The 16,991-nt window shown below is 52.8% G+C and carries 18 protein-coding genes; 11 read left to right on the forward strand and 7 right to left on the reverse strand.

The genetic code is table 11. The annotated features are described in order from the left end of the window. Positions 1–12: 12 nt before the first annotated feature. The 6 genes from mnmE to rpmH form a co-directional block, all read right to left on the reverse strand. On the reverse strand, positions 13–1,389 hold the full coding sequence (mnmE, locus tag WMO23_RS01315; protein WP_349173074.1) for a tRNA uridine-5-carboxymethylaminomethyl(34) synthesis GTPase MnmE: 1,377 nt from the start codon (positions 1,387–1,389) through the stop codon (positions 13–15). 167 nt (positions 1,390–1,556) lie between these two features. Then, positions 1,557–2,345, reverse strand: a complete 789-nt coding sequence (jag, locus tag WMO23_RS01320; protein WP_020310272.1) for an RNA-binding cell elongation regulator Jag/EloR — start codon at positions 2,343–2,345, stop codon at positions 1,557–1,559. Beyond that, positions 2,342–3,010, reverse strand: coding sequence for a YidC/Oxa1 family membrane protein insertase (locus WMO23_RS01325; RefSeq protein WP_036200823.1), 669 nt, complete (start codon positions 3,008–3,010; stop codon positions 2,342–2,344). The genes jag and WMO23_RS01325 overlap by 4 nt, the downstream gene beginning before the upstream one ends. A gap of 57 nt (positions 3,011–3,067) precedes the next feature. Next, entirely contained in the window at positions 3,068–3,277 is a 210-nt protein-coding gene (gene yidD, locus WMO23_RS01330) for a membrane protein insertion efficiency factor YidD (RefSeq protein ID WP_020310270.1), read from the reverse strand. A gap of 6 nt (positions 3,278–3,283) precedes the next feature. Continuing rightward, positions 3,284–3,637, reverse strand: a complete 354-nt coding sequence (rnpA, locus tag WMO23_RS01335; RefSeq protein ID WP_020310269.1) for a ribonuclease P protein component — start codon at positions 3,635–3,637, stop codon at positions 3,284–3,286. 76 nt (positions 3,638–3,713) lie between these two features. Further along, positions 3,714–3,848 (reverse strand): 50S ribosomal protein L34, encoded by a 135-nt coding sequence (gene rpmH, locus WMO23_RS01340; protein WP_020310268.1) that lies wholly within the window; start codon positions 3,846–3,848, stop codon positions 3,714–3,716. A 384-nt stretch (positions 3,849–4,232) separates the two neighbouring features. Between rpmH and dnaA the strand changes: the two genes are divergently transcribed. From dnaA to budA, 11 genes are all read left to right on the forward strand, one after another. Beyond that, positions 4,233–5,762, forward strand: a complete 1,530-nt coding sequence (gene dnaA / locus WMO23_RS01345; protein WP_349173078.1) for a chromosomal replication initiator protein DnaA — start codon at positions 4,233–4,235, stop codon at positions 5,760–5,762. Between the two features lie 225 nt (positions 5,763–5,987). Continuing rightward, positions 5,988–7,103 (forward strand): DNA polymerase III subunit beta, encoded by a 1,116-nt coding sequence (dnaN, locus tag WMO23_RS01350; protein WP_292106784.1) that lies wholly within the window; start codon positions 5,988–5,990, stop codon positions 7,101–7,103. Further along, on the forward strand, positions 7,103–7,318 hold the full coding sequence (locus WMO23_RS01355; protein WP_020310265.1) for an RNA-binding S4 domain-containing protein: 216 nt from the start codon (positions 7,103–7,105) through the stop codon (positions 7,316–7,318). The genes dnaN and WMO23_RS01355 overlap by 1 nt, the downstream gene beginning before the upstream one ends. Before the next feature lie 2 nt (positions 7,319–7,320). Further along, on the forward strand, positions 7,321–8,433 hold the full coding sequence (gene recF / locus WMO23_RS01360; RefSeq protein ID WP_349173081.1) for a DNA replication/repair protein RecF: 1,113 nt from the start codon (positions 7,321–7,323) through the stop codon (positions 8,431–8,433). Continuing rightward, positions 8,414–9,316, forward strand: coding sequence for a DciA family protein (locus tag WMO23_RS01365; protein ID WP_349173082.1), 903 nt, complete (start codon positions 8,414–8,416; stop codon positions 9,314–9,316). The genes recF and WMO23_RS01365 overlap by 20 nt, the downstream gene beginning before the upstream one ends. Continuing rightward, entirely contained in the window at positions 9,294–9,557 is a 264-nt protein-coding gene (locus WMO23_RS01370; protein WP_349173084.1) for a hypothetical protein, read from the forward strand. The genes WMO23_RS01365 and WMO23_RS01370 overlap by 23 nt, the downstream gene beginning before the upstream one ends. Before the next feature lie 75 nt (positions 9,558–9,632). Further along, positions 9,633–11,552 carry a DNA topoisomerase (ATP-hydrolyzing) subunit B gene (gyrB, locus tag WMO23_RS01375; protein ID WP_292260550.1) on the forward strand — a complete coding sequence of 640 codons (1,920 nt, stop codon included), beginning with the start codon at positions 9,633–9,635 and terminating at the stop codon, positions 11,550–11,552. Positions 11,553–11,563: 11 nt separating this feature from the next. Further along, a complete protein-coding gene (locus WMO23_RS01380) occupies positions 11,564–12,724 on the forward strand; it encodes a pyridoxal phosphate-dependent aminotransferase (protein WP_349173086.1) in 1,161 nt (386 codons plus the stop codon). A 33-nt stretch (positions 12,725–12,757) separates the two neighbouring features. After that, positions 12,758–13,546, forward strand: a complete 789-nt coding sequence (locus WMO23_RS01385) for a hypothetical protein (RefSeq protein WP_349173088.1) — start codon at positions 12,758–12,760, stop codon at positions 13,544–13,546. 26 nt (positions 13,547–13,572) lie between these two features. Next, positions 13,573–14,952, forward strand: coding sequence for a hemolysin family protein (locus WMO23_RS01390; protein ID WP_349173090.1), 1,380 nt, complete (start codon positions 13,573–13,575; stop codon positions 14,950–14,952). A 26-nt stretch (positions 14,953–14,978) separates the two neighbouring features. Further along, on the forward strand, positions 14,979–15,710 hold the full coding sequence (budA, locus tag WMO23_RS01395; RefSeq protein WP_020310256.1) for an acetolactate decarboxylase: 732 nt from the start codon (positions 14,979–14,981) through the stop codon (positions 15,708–15,710). 303 nt (positions 15,711–16,013) lie between these two features. On the opposite strand, the gene WMO23_RS01400 is transcribed toward budA, so the two are convergent. Further along, positions 16,014–16,973, reverse strand: coding sequence for an NAD(P)H-dependent glycerol-3-phosphate dehydrogenase (locus WMO23_RS01400; RefSeq protein WP_292108404.1), 960 nt, complete (start codon positions 16,971–16,973; stop codon positions 16,014–16,016). Positions 16,974–16,991 lie beyond the last annotated feature (18 nt).

Consider the following 16,991-nt stretch of genomic DNA (forward strand, 5'->3'; position numbering starts at 1 on the left):
GGTTACACCCCTTTATTTACCTAAACAGAATCGGCTGAATATTTCTTCGACCATATCGTCGTGGACCGTATCGCCCGTGATCGAGCCCAAAAGCTCCCAGGCTTCGCGCAGGTCGACGACGGCACAGTCGACGGGCATGCCGGCTTCGATGGAATCGAGGGCCCGCTGCAGGGCTTGCCGGCTCTGGCGCACCAGTTCGATGTGGCGCGTATTGGTGAGCAGGGCACTGCCTGCCGTATCGGCATGGGACAGGGCTAGGGACAACAATTTATCTTTCAGGGAATCCAGGCCGTCACCCGTACCAGCCGACAAGGAGAGGACGGGATGACCATAGCCTGCTAAATCTTTTTCCGTAACGACTGGCATTAGATCGGTCTTGTTGAGGACGACCAGGACATTCTTATCCTTCGTGTCTTCCAGGATGGCCTTATCTTCATCGGACAAGGGCCGGGACCGGTCGATGACGACCAGGATAATATCGGCTTTGTCCATATAGGCCTTGGCCTTGGTGACGCCTATCTTTTCGACGGTATCGTCTGTTTCCCGGATACCCGCCGTATCGACGAGGCAGACCGGGACGCCTTTGAGGGAAATCCATTCTTCCAGGACATCCCGCGTCGTCCCCGGCACATCGGTGACGATGGCCCGGTCTTCCTGGAGCAGGCGGTTGAGCAGGCTCGATTTGCCGGCGTTCGGCGTACCGGCAATGGCGGCCATGACGCCGTCGCGGATGATGCGGCCGTCGTGAGAAGCCTCCAGCATATCGTCCAGGGCCGTCAGCTGTTTGCGGATAGATCCGGCTACATCGGGGACGGTGATATCTTCCAGGTCTTCTTCAGGATAATCGATGGTGACTTCCATGCGGGTAATGAAGTCCGTCAAATCATGGCGCATGGCACCGATGACTTTAGACAGCCGCCCTTCAAGCTGATTGACGGCACTGGTCAGGCCCTGGCGGCTCTTGGCCTGGATGACATCCATGACGGCTTCGGCCTGGGCCAGATCGATGCGGCCATTGACGAAGGCCCGCTGCGTAAATTCTCCGGGATTGGCCATGCGGGCGCCGTGGGCCAGGACCAGGCCGAGAATTTCTTCCAAGGCCTTGCGGCCGCCGTGGCACTGGATTTCCAATACGTCTTCCGCCGTATAGGAGTGCGGCCCTTTCATGATGAGCATGAGCACTTCATCGACAGGACGGCCGTCATCGGCGACGATGAGGCCATGCTGGATAGAACGGTCCCGGCGCTGGGCCAGGGGCTTTCCCGAAGGGCTGCGGAAAATGGCATCGCCTACGTCATAGGCATGGCTGCCGCTGATACGGATGACGCCGATGCCGCTTTCCCCCAGGGGGGTGGCAATGGCCGCGATCGTATCGGTCGTATCGTACATATGGCAATACTCCTTTCATAGCCAAGGGGCTCGCATGAAGTTTCCTGACATCATGCAAGATTCCTTTTACTTTATAGTTTGTAGTACAGAGTTTGTAGAAAAATACTCGAAAGAGGCTGTCTGAATGCGACAGCCTCTTTGTTAAGCTTCATAGGGCAAACTAAAAATTATTCTTGATAGTAAATGACGACGTGGCGGTACGGGTCCTGGCCTTCACTTTCCGTGCGGACCTGCGGGTCGTTCTGCAAGGTCACATGGATGATTTTGCGTTCATAACCGTTCATCGGTTCCAGGACGACGCGGTCGCCGTTCTTCTTGACGCGGTTCGCCAGACGGATAGCCAGCTGTTTCAGCGTTTCTTCCCGGCGATGGCGGTAATTTTCGACATCGAGCATGATGAAATGGCGCGTCCTTTCGCCCTGATTCGTCGTCAAGTTGGTCAGGTACTGGAGGGCATCCAAGGTCTGGCCATGCTTGCCGATGAGGATACCCAAGTTCTTGCCGTGCAGGTGGAGCAGGACTTTATCGGACTTGATCATCTTTTCGATGACGACGTCGATGCCCATGTTCTTGAGCACTTCCTGAAGGAAGGCCTTCGCCTTGGCGGCGGCTTCTTCAGCCGTAAAATCATCGCCTGTTTCGGCTTCAGCCGGTTCTGTTTCTACCTGGGGAACCGCTTCTTCAGCTGCGCCAGCTGCGTTGGCAGCCGGTTCAGCCGCTGCCGGTGCGACGGGCTTTTCCACGGCTGCCGGCTGGCTTTCCATGGTCGGGACCGTCGGTACGCCTTCTTTTTCGGTAATGCGTACTTTCGCCGGCTTGCTGCCGAATCCGAAGAAACCGCTCTTCGGTTCTTCCAAGACTTCGATGTCGACTTCGTCCTTCATTCTGCCGAGACGGACCAGACCGGAGCGGACGGCATCTTCGATCGTTTTTCCTGTAGTTTCGATGGTACTCATGCTTCTGATCGTGCTCCTTTTTTCTTGAGGTGGGTCATGAGGAACTGCTGTGCCCACTGGAATACGTTAGAAACAACCCAGTAAATGACCAGGCCGCTGGGGAAATTCAAGCTGATCCAGCCGATGAATAACGGCATGACGATCTTCATGATTTTCTGCTGTTTAGCCTGTGCATCCGAAGCCGCTACCTGCGTACCGGACATCTGGTTCTGGATGAAGTAAGTCGAAACAGCCGACAGCACCGGCATGATATATGTGGGGTCCGGCTGGCCCAGGCTGGGAAGCCATAAGAAACTTTCAAAGGCCGGGTCGTAGGGATATTCCCGAAGAGCATAGAAAATGGCGATGAGGAATGGCATCTGAATGAGGATCGGCAGACAGCCCGACAAGGGGTTGACGCCCATTTCCCGATACAGTTTGGTCATTTCTTCCTGCATCTTTTTCTGATTGCCCTTATATTTCTTCTGTAATTCTTTGATCTTAGGCTGCAGGGTCTGCATGCCTTCCATGGAACGGATCTGTTTAGCCGTAAGCGGAGCCAGAACCAGTTTAATAATCAAGGTGAGCATGATAATGGCAGCGCCATAGCTCGGATAGCCTACATTCTGGGTAAATGCATAACAGTAATTCATGAATGTCGTCATAATGCCGCTGAGGACATCCATTATTCCACTGAAAAAGCCCAATACTCTCAACTCCTGTTCAGTTGTAAAAATAGGGATCTACGGTACCGGATCATATCCGCCTTTGTGAAAGGGATGGCATTTTAAAATGCGCCTTAGTGCCAAATAACTCCCTTTGACAGCACCGTACTTCTGCAAAGCCTCGATGGCATAGGCAGAACAAGTCGGATAAAACCGGCAGCACGGCCGGTGAAGGGGCGATATGAACAACTGGTAAAACCGGATAAGGGCTATGAAACACCGTTTCATGTGTCATCACTTCTTTTTCAATACCCTGGCATGCCGGAATAATTGCAGGATGCTTTGTTCTGCTTCTTTGTATCCGGCGTATTTTAAACTGCTGCGGCCGATGAGGACCAAGTCGAACCCGTCGCGCAGGTCGAACTGGTGCAGACGATAGACTTCTTTCATCAGGCGGCGGCAGCGGTTGCGTTCGACGGCGCAGCCGATTTTCTTACCCGTTACGAAACCAATCCGGGTCGGCTGTTTCGGTGAGCGCGGCAGGACGTACAGGACGACGCGGCGGTTGACATACGACTTGCCGCGGCGGTATACGAGCTGGTACTCACGGTTTTTGCACAGCCGTTGTTCTTTTGTTAGTTCATACATACGCAAATTGTCCTAAAAATGCCAGAAAAACAGAAAAATTCCGCCAACCGGAACTTTTCTGTTTATCTCGTAATAATTAAGCAGAAAGTTTCTTTCTGCCTTTCATGCGGCGTTTTTTCAAAACCATGCGGCCGCCTTTCGTCTTCATTCTTTCGCGGAAGCCGTGAGTCCTCTTTCTCCACAATGTATTCGGCTGATATGTCTGTTTCAAGCTAGACACCTCCTTTGTCGTCATTGACAGTAAATGAATTTACACCATAACAGGTTAATTATAGTAAGCGAAGCCCCGGCTGTCAAGCCCTATTTTCCAAGTATTATACTGTTTGCGCATACCTCATGTATAAGTATTCCGTAAAAATTTTCTTCCCTTAATTTCGGTTTTGTTGTAAAATGTGGATAGATAAATAAGTTGTCAACAATCTATCCACATTTTGTGGATAAGTGGAAAAGAACCGGAAATTCGATGATTATCGTCTTTCCGCCTTTTTGTGTCCTCTTTGTCCACGTTATCCACAATTCAGGCTATACACATATACACTTTATATGGTACACTCTATGTCTCGCACAATTTTACGCACAGATTGGAAGGATTATTATGGACCTGCTCAGCTTATGGGAAAAAATGCTGGCTAACCTGAAACAAGTCTTGCCGAAAGAGATTTTTACCAACTGGTTTGAAGGCAACATCATTCCCTACTCCTATTCCGAAGAAGAAAATCTCCTCATATTAGACACAATGACGAATTTTCTCCGCGACTACGTCAGCAAAAAATACACGGATATCCTGGAAACCGTCGCCCAGGACGCCATCGGCCGCCCGACAAGGGTCCAGCTGATTACGAGCCAGGAAAAGAAGCCCGCTCCCGAAAGCCAGCCAGAAGCCGCCGCTGAAACGATCACCCTGCCGAAAAAGCCGGCAGCGCCTCCCGTACCGGCAGCCGCTGCCCCGGCCGGAGACGCGCAGTCCGTCCCGTCAGGACAGACAGAATGGGTCCAGCCTGAATTGCCCATCAGTGACGGTCCGTCAGCCCCCATGCCCGTCGTCAAAGAAGCCGTCCCCGTCACGCCTGATGAAATCCCTTATAATAATAATTTAAATAAAGATTATACCTTTGATAACTTCATCGTCGGCAATAGCAACCGCGTCGCCACAGCTGTCGCCAAGTCCATTGCAGCCGCACCGGCCCAGAAATGGAACCCCTTCTACATCTACGGCGGCAGCGGCTTGGGCAAGACCCACCTGATGCACGCCATCGGCCACGAATTGCTGAAGAACTTCCCTAACATGCGCCTGTTGTGCATCACCAGTGAAGACTTCGTCAACGAATTCATCCAGTGTATCCAGGACAAAAACACGGAAAGTTTCCGCCGCCGTTACCGCAATGTCGATGTCCTCTTCGTAGACGACATCCAGTTCCTGGGCCGTGGGGATAAAGAAAGTTCAAAAGAAGAATTCTTCCACACCTTCAACAAGCTCTATCAGGACAAAAAACAGATGGTCTTCACCAGCGACCGTCCGCCACGGGACATCAAGAAACTGGAAGAACGCCTGCGTTCCCGCTTTGAAAACGGCATGGTCACGCAAATCGAGCCGCCTGATTTAGAAACGCGCACGGCTATCCTCCGGGCCTGGGCAGAAAAAGAAAATATCACCTGCGACCTGGATGCCCTCAATTACATCGCAGCCAATGTCAGCGAAAACATCCGAAAACTGCACGGCGCCTTCATCCGCGTCCTCCTGGAAGCATCGCAGTCCAAGAGCAACGTCACCCTGCCTTTAGTAAAACACGCCATCCATTACATTACCGACGCCCAGGATGAAAAGAAATATATCACCATTGACGAAATCACGACGTACATCTGTCAACACTATAACATCAATTATAAAGAGCTCATGGGCAAGAAAAAGACCAAAGACATCGCCCTGCCGCGGCAGATTGCCATGTATATGTGCCGCGAACTGACAGGAAATACGTATCCTCACATCGGGACAGCCTTCAACGGCCGCGATCATACGACAGTCATGCACGCCTGCTCGCAGATTCGGAAGAAAATAGACAAAGACAGCCATTTCAAAGAACATCTGGAAAAGATGATGAATGAAATCCGCGGTGTGGATAACTAGGCTGATAAAATTGTACATACATTGTGGATAAGTCAAAAAAAGAAATCCACAGTGGAAATGTGGATAAAAAATGACGATTTGTCCACACGTTATCCACAGCTGTGGACAGCTTAAAATCGCTGTCTTTTTCCACTTATCCACAAATTCACAGCCCCTATTACTAAGACTACTATTTTTTAATTCACATTTAATTAATTTATTCAGCGCAGAAAAGAGGATACTCCATTGAGACTAAAACTGAAAAAAGAAGATCTGAACAAAGGCCTGCAGGCTGTGCAGAAAGTCGCCCAGAACAAAAGCAACAATATATCTTCTGAAAACGGCTTGCTTATCAAAGCCCTCCATGGTATCATCGAGTTCCAGGCCAATGACTACGATATGGGCATTAAGATCACCGTTCCCGGTATCATTGAAGAAGGCGGTGAAGCTTTTATTGCCAATCCTTATTTAATGGAATTGACCCGCCGCCTGCCTAGTGATGAAATCGAAATCATCAAGGAAGATGCCGATACACAGCTGCTCATCAAAGGCGGCAAACTCAAGTTTGAATGTCTGACCATGAATCCCGATGATTTCACAGAAGTCGAAATCGTTGAAAACGGCTATGCCAGCTTTACGACGACGAGCGTCGTCATGAAGGACCTCATCGACAATACGTCCTATGCCTGCGCTACTGATGTGGCCCGCCCAATTTTCATGGGGACCTTCCTGGACGTCCAGGGGGATCAGATGACCATGGTCGCCACTGACACGCACCGCCTGGCATTGAAGACGGCTACCCTCGATGCGCCTGTGGATAATCCCTTACAGGCCGTTATCCCCAGCCGATTGTTATCAGAAATTTCCCGCCAGCTGCCGACAGATATCCCGGAAACCGTCGAAATCACGGCAGTCCGCAATTACCTGGCCGTACAGTTCGGCAATGTCTACATCCGGACGCGGCTCATCGAAGGGGAATTCCCCAATTATCGGCGCGTCATCCCCAATGACTTCAAGTGCATCGTCACGGTGGACCGGGCCGAATTCACGGGCGCTGTCGAACGCGCTTCTATCGTCGCCAAAGATGCCCAGTACAATGTCATCAACTTCATCGTCGCCGACGACCAGATCAAACTCATGAGCCAGCATCCTGACTACGGTACGGTCGAAGACTACGTCCCCTGCCATTTGGAAGGCCAGGGCCTGGATATTTCCTTTAATGGGAAATTCATCCTCGACATCTTGAAGCATTGCCATGATTCGGAAGTCATCTTGAAATCCAAGGAAAACAGCCCCATGCTGGTCCAGGATAAAGAAGATACTTCCTGTGTATTTGTTGTAACGCCTATGAGGACAAAATAATGGAAACAGTAAACATTACGACACCGATGATCCAGCTCGACCAATTCTTGAAATGGGCCAGTATTTTACAGAGCGGCGGTGAAATCCGCTTTCTGCTGGACGAAAAAAAGATTTTTGTAAATGGAATTTTATGCACTGCGAAACGCAAAAAACTCTATCCTGGAGACAAAGTTGAAATTAAAGGTATCGGTACATATTTGATTAAAGGTGAATAATTATGATGATTGAATCGGTCCGGCTCCACCGTTTCCGGAATTATGATGATGAAATGATTACCTTTCCCAAGGCCATCATCCTCCTCTATGGGAAGAATGGCCAGGGCAAGACGAATCTATTGGAATCATTATATATGGGGGGCATCGGCAAGTCCTACCGGGGCATCGCCGATGCCGACCTCATCAGCTGGAACCAGGACCAGGCCAGCATCATCATCCAGTTTCAGCGCAGTGATACGAAGCAGCAGCTGAAAATCATCTTATCCCGGACGGCCAAGAAAGAACTCTGGGTCAATGAAACAAAGGTTCCCCAAAAGGAACTGGTCGGGACCCTCAACGAAGTCCTGTTCTCGCCGGACGACCTGCAGCTCATCAAGGGCAGCCCGTCGCTGCGGCGCCGTTTCATCGACATGGAAATTTCCCAGGTCAGCCGGCCGTACTACCGGGAACTGCTGCAGTACAACCGGGCCATTTCCCAGCGCAATCTCCTGCTGAAGAAGATGAAATATGAAGGCATCCATCCCCTCGATGAATGGGACCGCCAGATTGCCGGCTTTGCAGCTTCGCTGGTCGCGAAAAGGCTCGAAGCCCTGCACAAGTTATCCTTTTTAGCCGGCGTCCTCCACAAGCGCCTGAGTCGGGGGACGGAAATGCTGAACCTAACATATGTTCAGCCCTATGGCGGCGGCGACCGGGACCATCAGACCGATCCGGAATGGTACTATGCCCTCTTGCAGCGCCATCTCGAAGAAGATGTGCGCCGTCAGGCGACATCGGTCGGGCCGCACCGGGACGACCTGGTCTTTTCCGTCGGTCCGGCGGATCTGCGGAAATACGGCTCCCAGGGGCAGCAGCGGACGGCCGTCCTGGCCTTGAAATTGTCGGAGCTGGAATACGTCAAGTCCGAGACGGGTGAATATCCGGTCCTGCTCCTGGACGATGTCATGAGCGAGCTGGACCCGGACCGCCGACAGGCCCTGCTCGATTTCGTCCGCGACCGTATCCAGACGTTCATTACGACGACGGAACCGGGGATCTTTGCCGGCATGGCTGGCTGTCATCCCATTTGCATTGAACAAGGGAGGGTCCTGTCTCATGGAGGAACGCAGTCTTGAATTAAAAAAAGCCGGTTTAGCCATACCGAAAGTATTGGAGAAAAACCGGCTCCTTTTGCCTTATCACTTATACCAGGCCAAACGGGACTGGAAACAGATTGCTGGCGAACAGATTGCCAAATATTCATATATATTAGATTTTAAGGATAAACAGGTTATCATTGCCGTCATGAACCCGGTATATATGAATTATCTGTTTATGTATAAAAATAAAATCATCGAGGAAATTAATTCTTACGTAGGGCATCGGGCCATTGCCGATGTCCGTTTTGTCAAAAAGGGGAAAAAACCGGTCCGGCCGGTCTATGAGACCTTGCAGGGCGAAAGGGAAGATGTCTTTCCTAAAGAGACTATCAGCCAGGTCCGCCTCGATGACGATACGGTAGCCCGTATCCGCCAGGAAACGGCCCATCTGGCAGAAGGGCTGCGGGAAAAAGTGGTCCAGCTCCGTTTCGCCCAGGCCAAGCGGAAGAAGGCTTACCAGCTGGAAGGCTTCGTTTCCTGTCCCCGCTGCGGCCGCTGGATGGCGCCTGGCGAAAGGCAGTGCCTCTTTTGCCGCAGCGAGGCCCGGCAGGCCTTGAAGCGGCAGATACGCGCTTACCTCGACGACATGCCCTGGCTGTCGTGGGAGGCCGTGGCCGGCTATCTGAAGACGGACGTGATGGCGGCTGCGGAAGAACAGGCGTACAATGAAGTCCGCCGCAATCTCATCTATACCTATATTGAAAAGGTATATTACGAATACGATACAGCGGCCGATGATTTTACCCTGGCCATGCTCATCACCCGCCGCGTCCCCGGCGATATCCCGCCGAAATTCATCGAGAACCTCGTTGCCAAATACAGAAAGAAGGACGACCATGTATCTCCATCTGAGCCGTAATCTCTCCATCCATGCCGGCGATGTCGTAGCCATCGTCAACCTGACAGGCCGTCAGGGCCGCTCGGTCTGCCAGCATTGCGGCCTGCCTCTCGTCGCCGTCGACGGGATACCGGAAAAGGCCTGGCGCTGCCTGGTCGTCACAGGAAATCAGGTCTTTGCCCTGCCGGTCACGGGAGAGACTGTGGTCCGGCGCTATCAGAAGTGCCTGCACCCGGCAAGGTATGTATTCAAAAATGTTTGATTTTACGGTATAATAAAGTGTTAGATTGCCTAAATGAATCATTAAAATTGCAAGAAACAGGAGTTGAGAATCTCTATGTCGAAAGACAAAGCTAGATATGGTGCCGAACAGATTCAAGTATTGGAAGGACTGGAAGCCGTCCGCAAACGGCCTGGGATGTACATCGGCAGTACATCGACACGGGGCCTTCATCATCTGGTCTACGAAGTCGTCGATAACAGTATCGATGAAGCTCTGGCCGGCTATTGTACGCACATCGAAGTAACCATCCAGGAAGACAACAGCATCACTGTCGTCGATAATGGCCGCGGTATCCCTGTAGCCATGCATAAGATCGGCAAGCCTGCTGTCGAAGTCGTCCTGACGGTCCTCCATGCAGGTGGGAAATTCGGCGGCGACGGCTATCCCATTTCCGGCGGCCTCCACGGCGTCGGCATTTCCGTCGTCAACGCCCTCAGCGTCTGGACGAAGGTCCAGGTCAAACGGGATGGTTATTTATGGGACATCTCCTTTACCCGCGGCGTGACCGATCAGCCGCTCCGGAAGGTACGCCCTCTGGAAGCGGGAGAAGAAACGGGGACGAAAGTTTCTTTCAAACCGGACCATGAAATCTTCCCGGACACGGTCTATGACTTCAATACCTTGAAGACGCGCCTGCGCGAACTGGCTTTCCTCAATAAAGGCCTGCACATCACCCTGACCGATAAGCGCGGTGAAGGCAAGAGCGAAGTCTACTGTTATGAAGGCGGCTTGACGTCGTTCGTCGAATTCCTCAACGAAAGCCATCAGGCCGTCAATCCGACGGTCATCAACGTCGACGGCGAAAAGAACAAGGTCATCGTCGACATTGCCATGCAGTATAACGACGGCTACAGTGAAAATATCCTGACTTTCGTCAACGATATCTTCACTGAAGAAGGGGGCACGCATCTGAGCGGCTTCCGTTCCGGCCTGACGCGTACGATCAACGATTATGGCCGCAGTGCCGGCATCATCAAAGAGAACGAAGACAACTTGTCCGGCGAAGACGTCCGCGAAGGCTTGACGGCGGTCATCAGCGTCAAAGTCCGGGAACCGCAGTTCGAAGGCCAGACCAAGACCAAACTGGGCAACAGCGAAGTCAAGGGCATCGTCGACAACATCGTTTCCGACGGGCTGAAAGAATTCTTTGAAGAACATCCATCTGAAGCCAAGGCCATCATCAATAAGACCATTTCTGCGTCCCGTGCCCGCCAGGCCGCCCGGCGCGCCCGCGAGCTGACGCGCCGCAAGAACGCCCTGGAAATCAGCAGCCTGCCTGGGAAACTGGCGGACTGCTCGGAAAAGAATCCGGACCAGACGGAAATCTACCTGGTCGAAGGGGATTCGGCAGGCGGCAGCGCCAAGCAGGGCCGTGACCGCCGTTTCCAGGCTATCCTGCCCTTGCGCGGCAAGATCATCAACGTCGAAAAGGCCCGCCTCGACAAGATCCTGGCCAATGATGAAATCCGTTCCATGATCACTGCCTTCGGCACGGGCATCGGCCAGGAATTCGATTTGAGCAAACGCCGCTATGACAAGATCATCATCATGACCGATGCCGACGTCGACGGCGCCCATATCCGGACGCTGCTCCTGACCTTCTTCTACCGCTTCATGAAGCCCCTCATCACAGACGGCCACGTCTATATCGCCCAGCCGCCGCTCTATCAGGTGCGCAAGGGCAAACAGGTCTGGTACTTCTATACCGACGAATCGATGCAGGCCAAACTCGATGAACTGGGCCGTGACAGCAACAACGTCGTCGTCCAGCGCTATAAAGGCCTGGGCGAAATGAACCCGGAACAGCTCTGGGAAACGACGATGGACCCGGAAAACCGGACCATGCTCAAAGTCGAATTGGAAGACGCCGCCGAAGCGGACCGCATTTTCTCGGTCCTCATGGGCGACAAAGTCGAACCGCGTCGCAAATTCATTGAAGAAAATGCCAAGAAAGTCCGCAATCTGGACTTGTAAGAGGAGGGCCTATGCCGGACATTTCCCGAAAGATAGACTTATTCACTGATTCCGTCATCGCCCGCATGTCGAAAGTGGCCGAAGCCTGCGGCGCCATCAATCTGGCCGAAGGCTTCCCGGACTTTCCGCCGCCCCAGGCCATGCGCGACCGCCTCAGCGAAGTGGCTCAGGCCGGACCGCACCAATACAGCATGGATAATGGCGCAGCCAATCTGCGCCAGGCCATGGCCGACTGCCGCCGCATGTTCACGGGCCAGACCATCGACCCTGAACGGGAAGTCGTCGTCACCTGCGGCGGGACGGAAGCCCTCATGGCGGCCATGATGACCCTCGTCGACCCTGGCGATAAAGTCATCCTCTTTTCGCCTTTTTATGAAGCCTACAGTACAGACGCCCTGCTCTGCGGGGCAGAACCTGTCTACGTATCGCTCCGCGAACCGGACTATACCTTTGATGCCGATGAATTGGAAGCGGCTTTCAAGCAGCATCCGAAAGCGATTTTCCTCTGCAATCCGTCCAATCCGTGCGGCAAGGTATTTTCCCGGGAAGAGCTGATGACCATTGCCAAGCTGGTCGAAAAGTACGACGCCTTCGTCGTCGTCGATGAGGTCTATGAACACATCATCTATGAACCGACGCAGTATACGTATTTTTCTACCCTGCCCGGCATGTATGAACGGACGCTCTGCTGCGGTTCCCTGTCCAAGACGTATTCCATCACGGGCTGGCGCCTGGGCTATATTTTCGCCTCGCCGGCTCTGACGGATGCCATCAAGAAACTCCACGTCTACCTGACCATCAGTGCGCCCAGCCCGCTGCAGGAAGCGGCCGTGACGGGTCTGCGCTTCGGCCGGGACTATTATGATGACCTGCGGGCCATGTATACGCGCAAGCGGGATTTCGTCATGAAGCGCCTCGATGACATCGGCATCGGCCATAATGTGCCGCAAGGGGCCTTCTATATGCTCGTCGATATCGGCGGTTATGGTTATGATGACGACGAAGCGTTCTGTCGGGACCTGGCAGAAAAAGTCGGCGTCGCCTTAGTGCCGGCTTCGACGTTCTTCATCGAACCGGTCCATCACCTGGCGCGGCTGCAATTCGCCGTCCGCGATGAAACCTTGGAAAAGGCGATGGAACGGCTCGAAAATATTTCTCTATTGAAAAAATAAGTTGCCTATGGCAACCAGGGGGAGGGATTTTTGATGAAAAAGTGGCAGATTCTCTTAGGAGCCCTTTGTATCAGCGTATCGAGTCTGACAGCCTTTGCTGCCGATGAGCCCGCCAAGGTGGAGCCGGCAGCGGCTATCGTCCTGACCGACCCGACGGTCAACGTCAAGAACCTGGACGATTTTTATATCCTCAAAGGGAGTGCCTATGATAAAGTGACGGGACTTTTGCAAAATCTGCCGTCTCAGACGACAGGCCTCGTTGGCAGCTACTATTTCCGCGTCGACAAGAATGTCGTCGGCGATTACTTTTATCACGTCAAGGCCTATGATACGGTATCCCACGTCCTCATAGGCAATTATTTCGTCGCCAAGGATGAAAGCTGCGCCTGGAAACTGCAGGCCGGCGACGATGCGGCCCTGATTTATGGCAATGCAGAAAAGCTGATGGATAAGGTTGAAGTCGTCGTCTATCCGAAGAAGATCCCCCTGGGCAGCTACGGCATCATCCGCGTCCATGTACCGGGGATGGTACCCTATGACGTCAAAGCGACGAGTTTGAATACGAAAGTCGCCGATATTACGGAAAAAATGAATATTCATCCCATGCAAGCCGGCAAGACCGACTTGGTCATCGACATCAAGATCGGTGACACTGTGCGCACTGTGACCAAGTCGATTACCATTGTCGATGAAGCCGACCGCCATACGAGTGAACCGTCCCATAGTGGCCCTAGTGTCGGCGTAGGCATCGGCATCGGCTGGGGCGGCGGCTGGCACCACCACGGCGGTGGTATCGGTATTGGCGTCGGCCCTTGGTGGTAACCATTTAAAAGGAGTGTGTATCTATTGTGGAGTTTTCCCTAGGAAAACAATTTCTCGTCATCATTTTGCTGATTTTTGGCAACGGCATCTTTTCCCTTTTGGAAATGGCCATCGTCAGCTGTCATCAATCCCGGCTGGAAGCCCTGGCCGATGAAGGCAGCAAGTCAGCCGCTATTGTCCTGAAACTTCGTGAAAATCCGAATAAGATGTTTTCCATGGTCCAGTTCGGCATTACCCTGGTCAGCCTGCTCACCGGTGTTTACGGCGGGACCACCATGGCCAGCCCTTTGTCGAAGTATGTAGCCCAAATTCCTGGCTTGGAAGCCTATGCCTATACGATCAGCCTGACGGGCATCGTCGCCTTCATTACCTACTTGACGATTATCCTCGGTGAAATCGTGCCCAAGCGCATCGCCATCGACAAACCGGAAAAAATCTCCTGTCTCCTGGCCCGGCCGATGCTCTATTTTTCCATTCTCTGTACACCGGTCGTATGGATTTTGTCCTGGTCGACGGCGATGGTTACGAAAATCATGGGCGTCAATAAACCGGAAGTCCTGCCCGTTACAGAAGATGAAATCAAGCTGCTCCTGGAACAGGGCGTCGAACTGGGAGCTTTTGAAAAAGAAGAACCGGAACTGGTAGACCGCGTCTTTCGCCTGGCCGATATGGACGTCGGCGATATCATGACCAACCGGACCCAGGTCGACTGGATCGACGTTGAAGACCCGGAAGAAACGATGATGCAGGAACTGGTAGCCTTCAACCACAATACCCTGCCCGTCGGCCGGGGATCGCTGGACGATTTCATCGGCATGATTTCTGTCAGTGAAGTTTTTCAGAAATACTATGCAGCTGTCCACCAGGGCAAGAATGTTTCTTTGACGGCCATCGTCGAAGAAAGCGTCCACAAGCCGATTTATATTCCCGAATCGATGGACATCATGAAAGTCGTCCACGTCTTCCGCGAACATAGCGTCCATGAAGTCGCTGTCCTCGATGAATACGGCAATTTCAGCGGCATCCTGACCCTGCATGATATCCTGGAAGAACTGGTCGGTATCATGCCGGCCGGTGAAGAAGAGAAGAAGGAAGAAGCGAACCGCATCATTCAGCGCGGCCCTAATGAATGGCTCATGGAAGGCCTGCTGACCATCGAAGAGTTCAAGGATTTCTTCGACATCGAAGACGATTTGCCCGACGAAGACGAAGATTTGTATAAGACCCTGGGCGGCCTCATCACCTATGGTGTCGGCCGTATCCCGCGGGAAACCGATACGTACGAGTGGGAAAATTTCACTTTTGAAGTCATGGATATGGACAACCTGCGGGTCGATAAGATACTGGTGACCCGCAGAGATACACCGGATGCCGATGAAAAAGCGGATAAAGGTGCCGATAAATGATTAGGTCTTTGAGAAAGGAAGTTTGTATGGAAATGGGAGAACGCCAGGCAATTTACCAGGTGTCTACGCTGCAGGCCCTGGCCCGCGGCAATTATTACGGCAGTACCGATATGGAAACGCTGCTGACCCATGGCGACACGGGGCTGGGGACGTTTCACGCCGTAGGCGGTGAACTCATCGTCATCGACGGCCATGCTTACCGCGTCTTAGGCGATGGATCGGCTGTGGAAGCGGCCACGAGCGATACGACGCCCTTTGCCACGGTGACGTGGCTGCGGGAACAGGTTCCCGTCATATTGAAGCGCCAGCCGTCGATTGAAGCCCTGAAGGATATCCTGACCGAGCAGGTCAGGGAACTGGGCATCAATGATGTCTACATCGTCCGCATCGACGGCCATTTCCGCAGCGTATCGGCCCGGACCGAGCTGGAACAGCAGGAGCCCTATCTGCCCTTTGCCAAGGTCCTGGAAAAAGATGAACGCCGCTTCACTTTTGAAGATATCGACGGCAGCCTCATCGGCATCTACATCCCGGACTATCTGAGCGGCGTCAATACGTCGGGCTGGCATTCCCACTTCATTTCGGCAGACCGGAAAAAAGGCGGACACGTCTTTGACCTGGACCTGGAAGAAGGCCGTGTCATTTTCAACAAAGCCGACCGCTTCATTCTCGACATGCCCCATAATAAACAGTTCGAACGGGGCGACCTGACGGCTGCCTCACAGGAAGAAATCAAACAGATTGAACAAGGGAAATAAAAAAATAACCTGTCATTAGCATTTTTTGACAGGTTATTTTTTATTTCGTATAATATCATCAGGTGTTGTCACGAACAATAGGCGGTTACTTAAGCCCCAGAAATGGGGTGAGGCCCATGGATAATCTGAATATTACATTGTTACTTCTGATTGTCTTATTTGCGGTTTTAAATAAAAAATAATCGCCTTTGCATCTCCAAGCAGTAAGGCGATTATTCTTTAGTGCTATTTGGGGCTGACCCGTTACGGACAGCACCTTTTTCATGTCTATTGTATCCTTTTCGCTAAATTACGTCAAGTTTATCATTCACATTTAGTGGAACGGAGAAATAGATTTTTCAGGACCTCGTGGGGGTCCTTTTTTTCTTTTATGATGGCGTGGACGGCTGCGGTAATGGGCAGTTCTACGCTGTATTTTCCAGACAGGTCGAGGAGTGCCTCTGTCGTGCTGACGCCTTCGGCCAGTTTTTTGAAGGGCTTTCCTTCGATGAAGTCCTGGCCGAAGCGGCGGTTATTGCTGTGCAGGGAAAAGAGGGTCGCTTCGTAATCGCCGAGGTGGCTCAGGCCGTAGACGGTCATGGCCTGTCCGCCCATGGCGGCGACAAGGACCGATAGTTCGTGGGCGCCGCGGGCCATGAGGGCTCCTTTCAGGCTGGTCAGATGAGCGCCGTCGAGCATACCGGCAGCGATGCCCATGACGTTCTTGGCGGCCGCGCCGATTTCGATGCCCAACAGGTCCTGGCCGTAGTAGAAACGGATGAGGGGACTCGTGAAGGTATCGACTAAGAAGTGGGTCAGGTCTTCGTCAGCCGAGGCGATGACCATGCAGTTCGGCATACCGCTGATGAAATCCTGGACGTGGCCGGGCCCGACCCAGACGGCCGTGCGTACGGACGGTCCCAGTTCTTCTGCCATGACCGTCGTCAATCGCTTGCCACTTCCTTCTTCCAGACCCTTCATGGCCAGGACGAAGGGCAGGGACGGGGCGAAGCCGGCTTCTTTCAGCTGATGCGTGAAGCTGCGCAGCTGTTGGGCGCTGATGGAGATGATGCAGATATCGGCTGCTGCCAGAGCTGCCGTCAGGTCCGAAGTCAGGTTCACAGAATCGGGCAGGCGCAGGTATTCATTCTGGCGGGTGTCCATAAGTTCCTGCAAGTGCTGGGAACCGGGACGGCCCCATAAGGTGACGTCATGGCCGATGTGGTCGGCGTACCAGGCGTGGAAACTGCCCCAGCGGCCGCAGCCTAAGACGGTGATCTTCATGGAATGCCTCCTTTTATC

The sequence above is a fragment of the Megasphaera intestinihominis genome, assembly GCF_040096415.1.
Lineage (GTDB): Bacteria > Bacillota > Negativicutes > Veillonellales > Megasphaeraceae > Megasphaera > Megasphaera intestinihominis.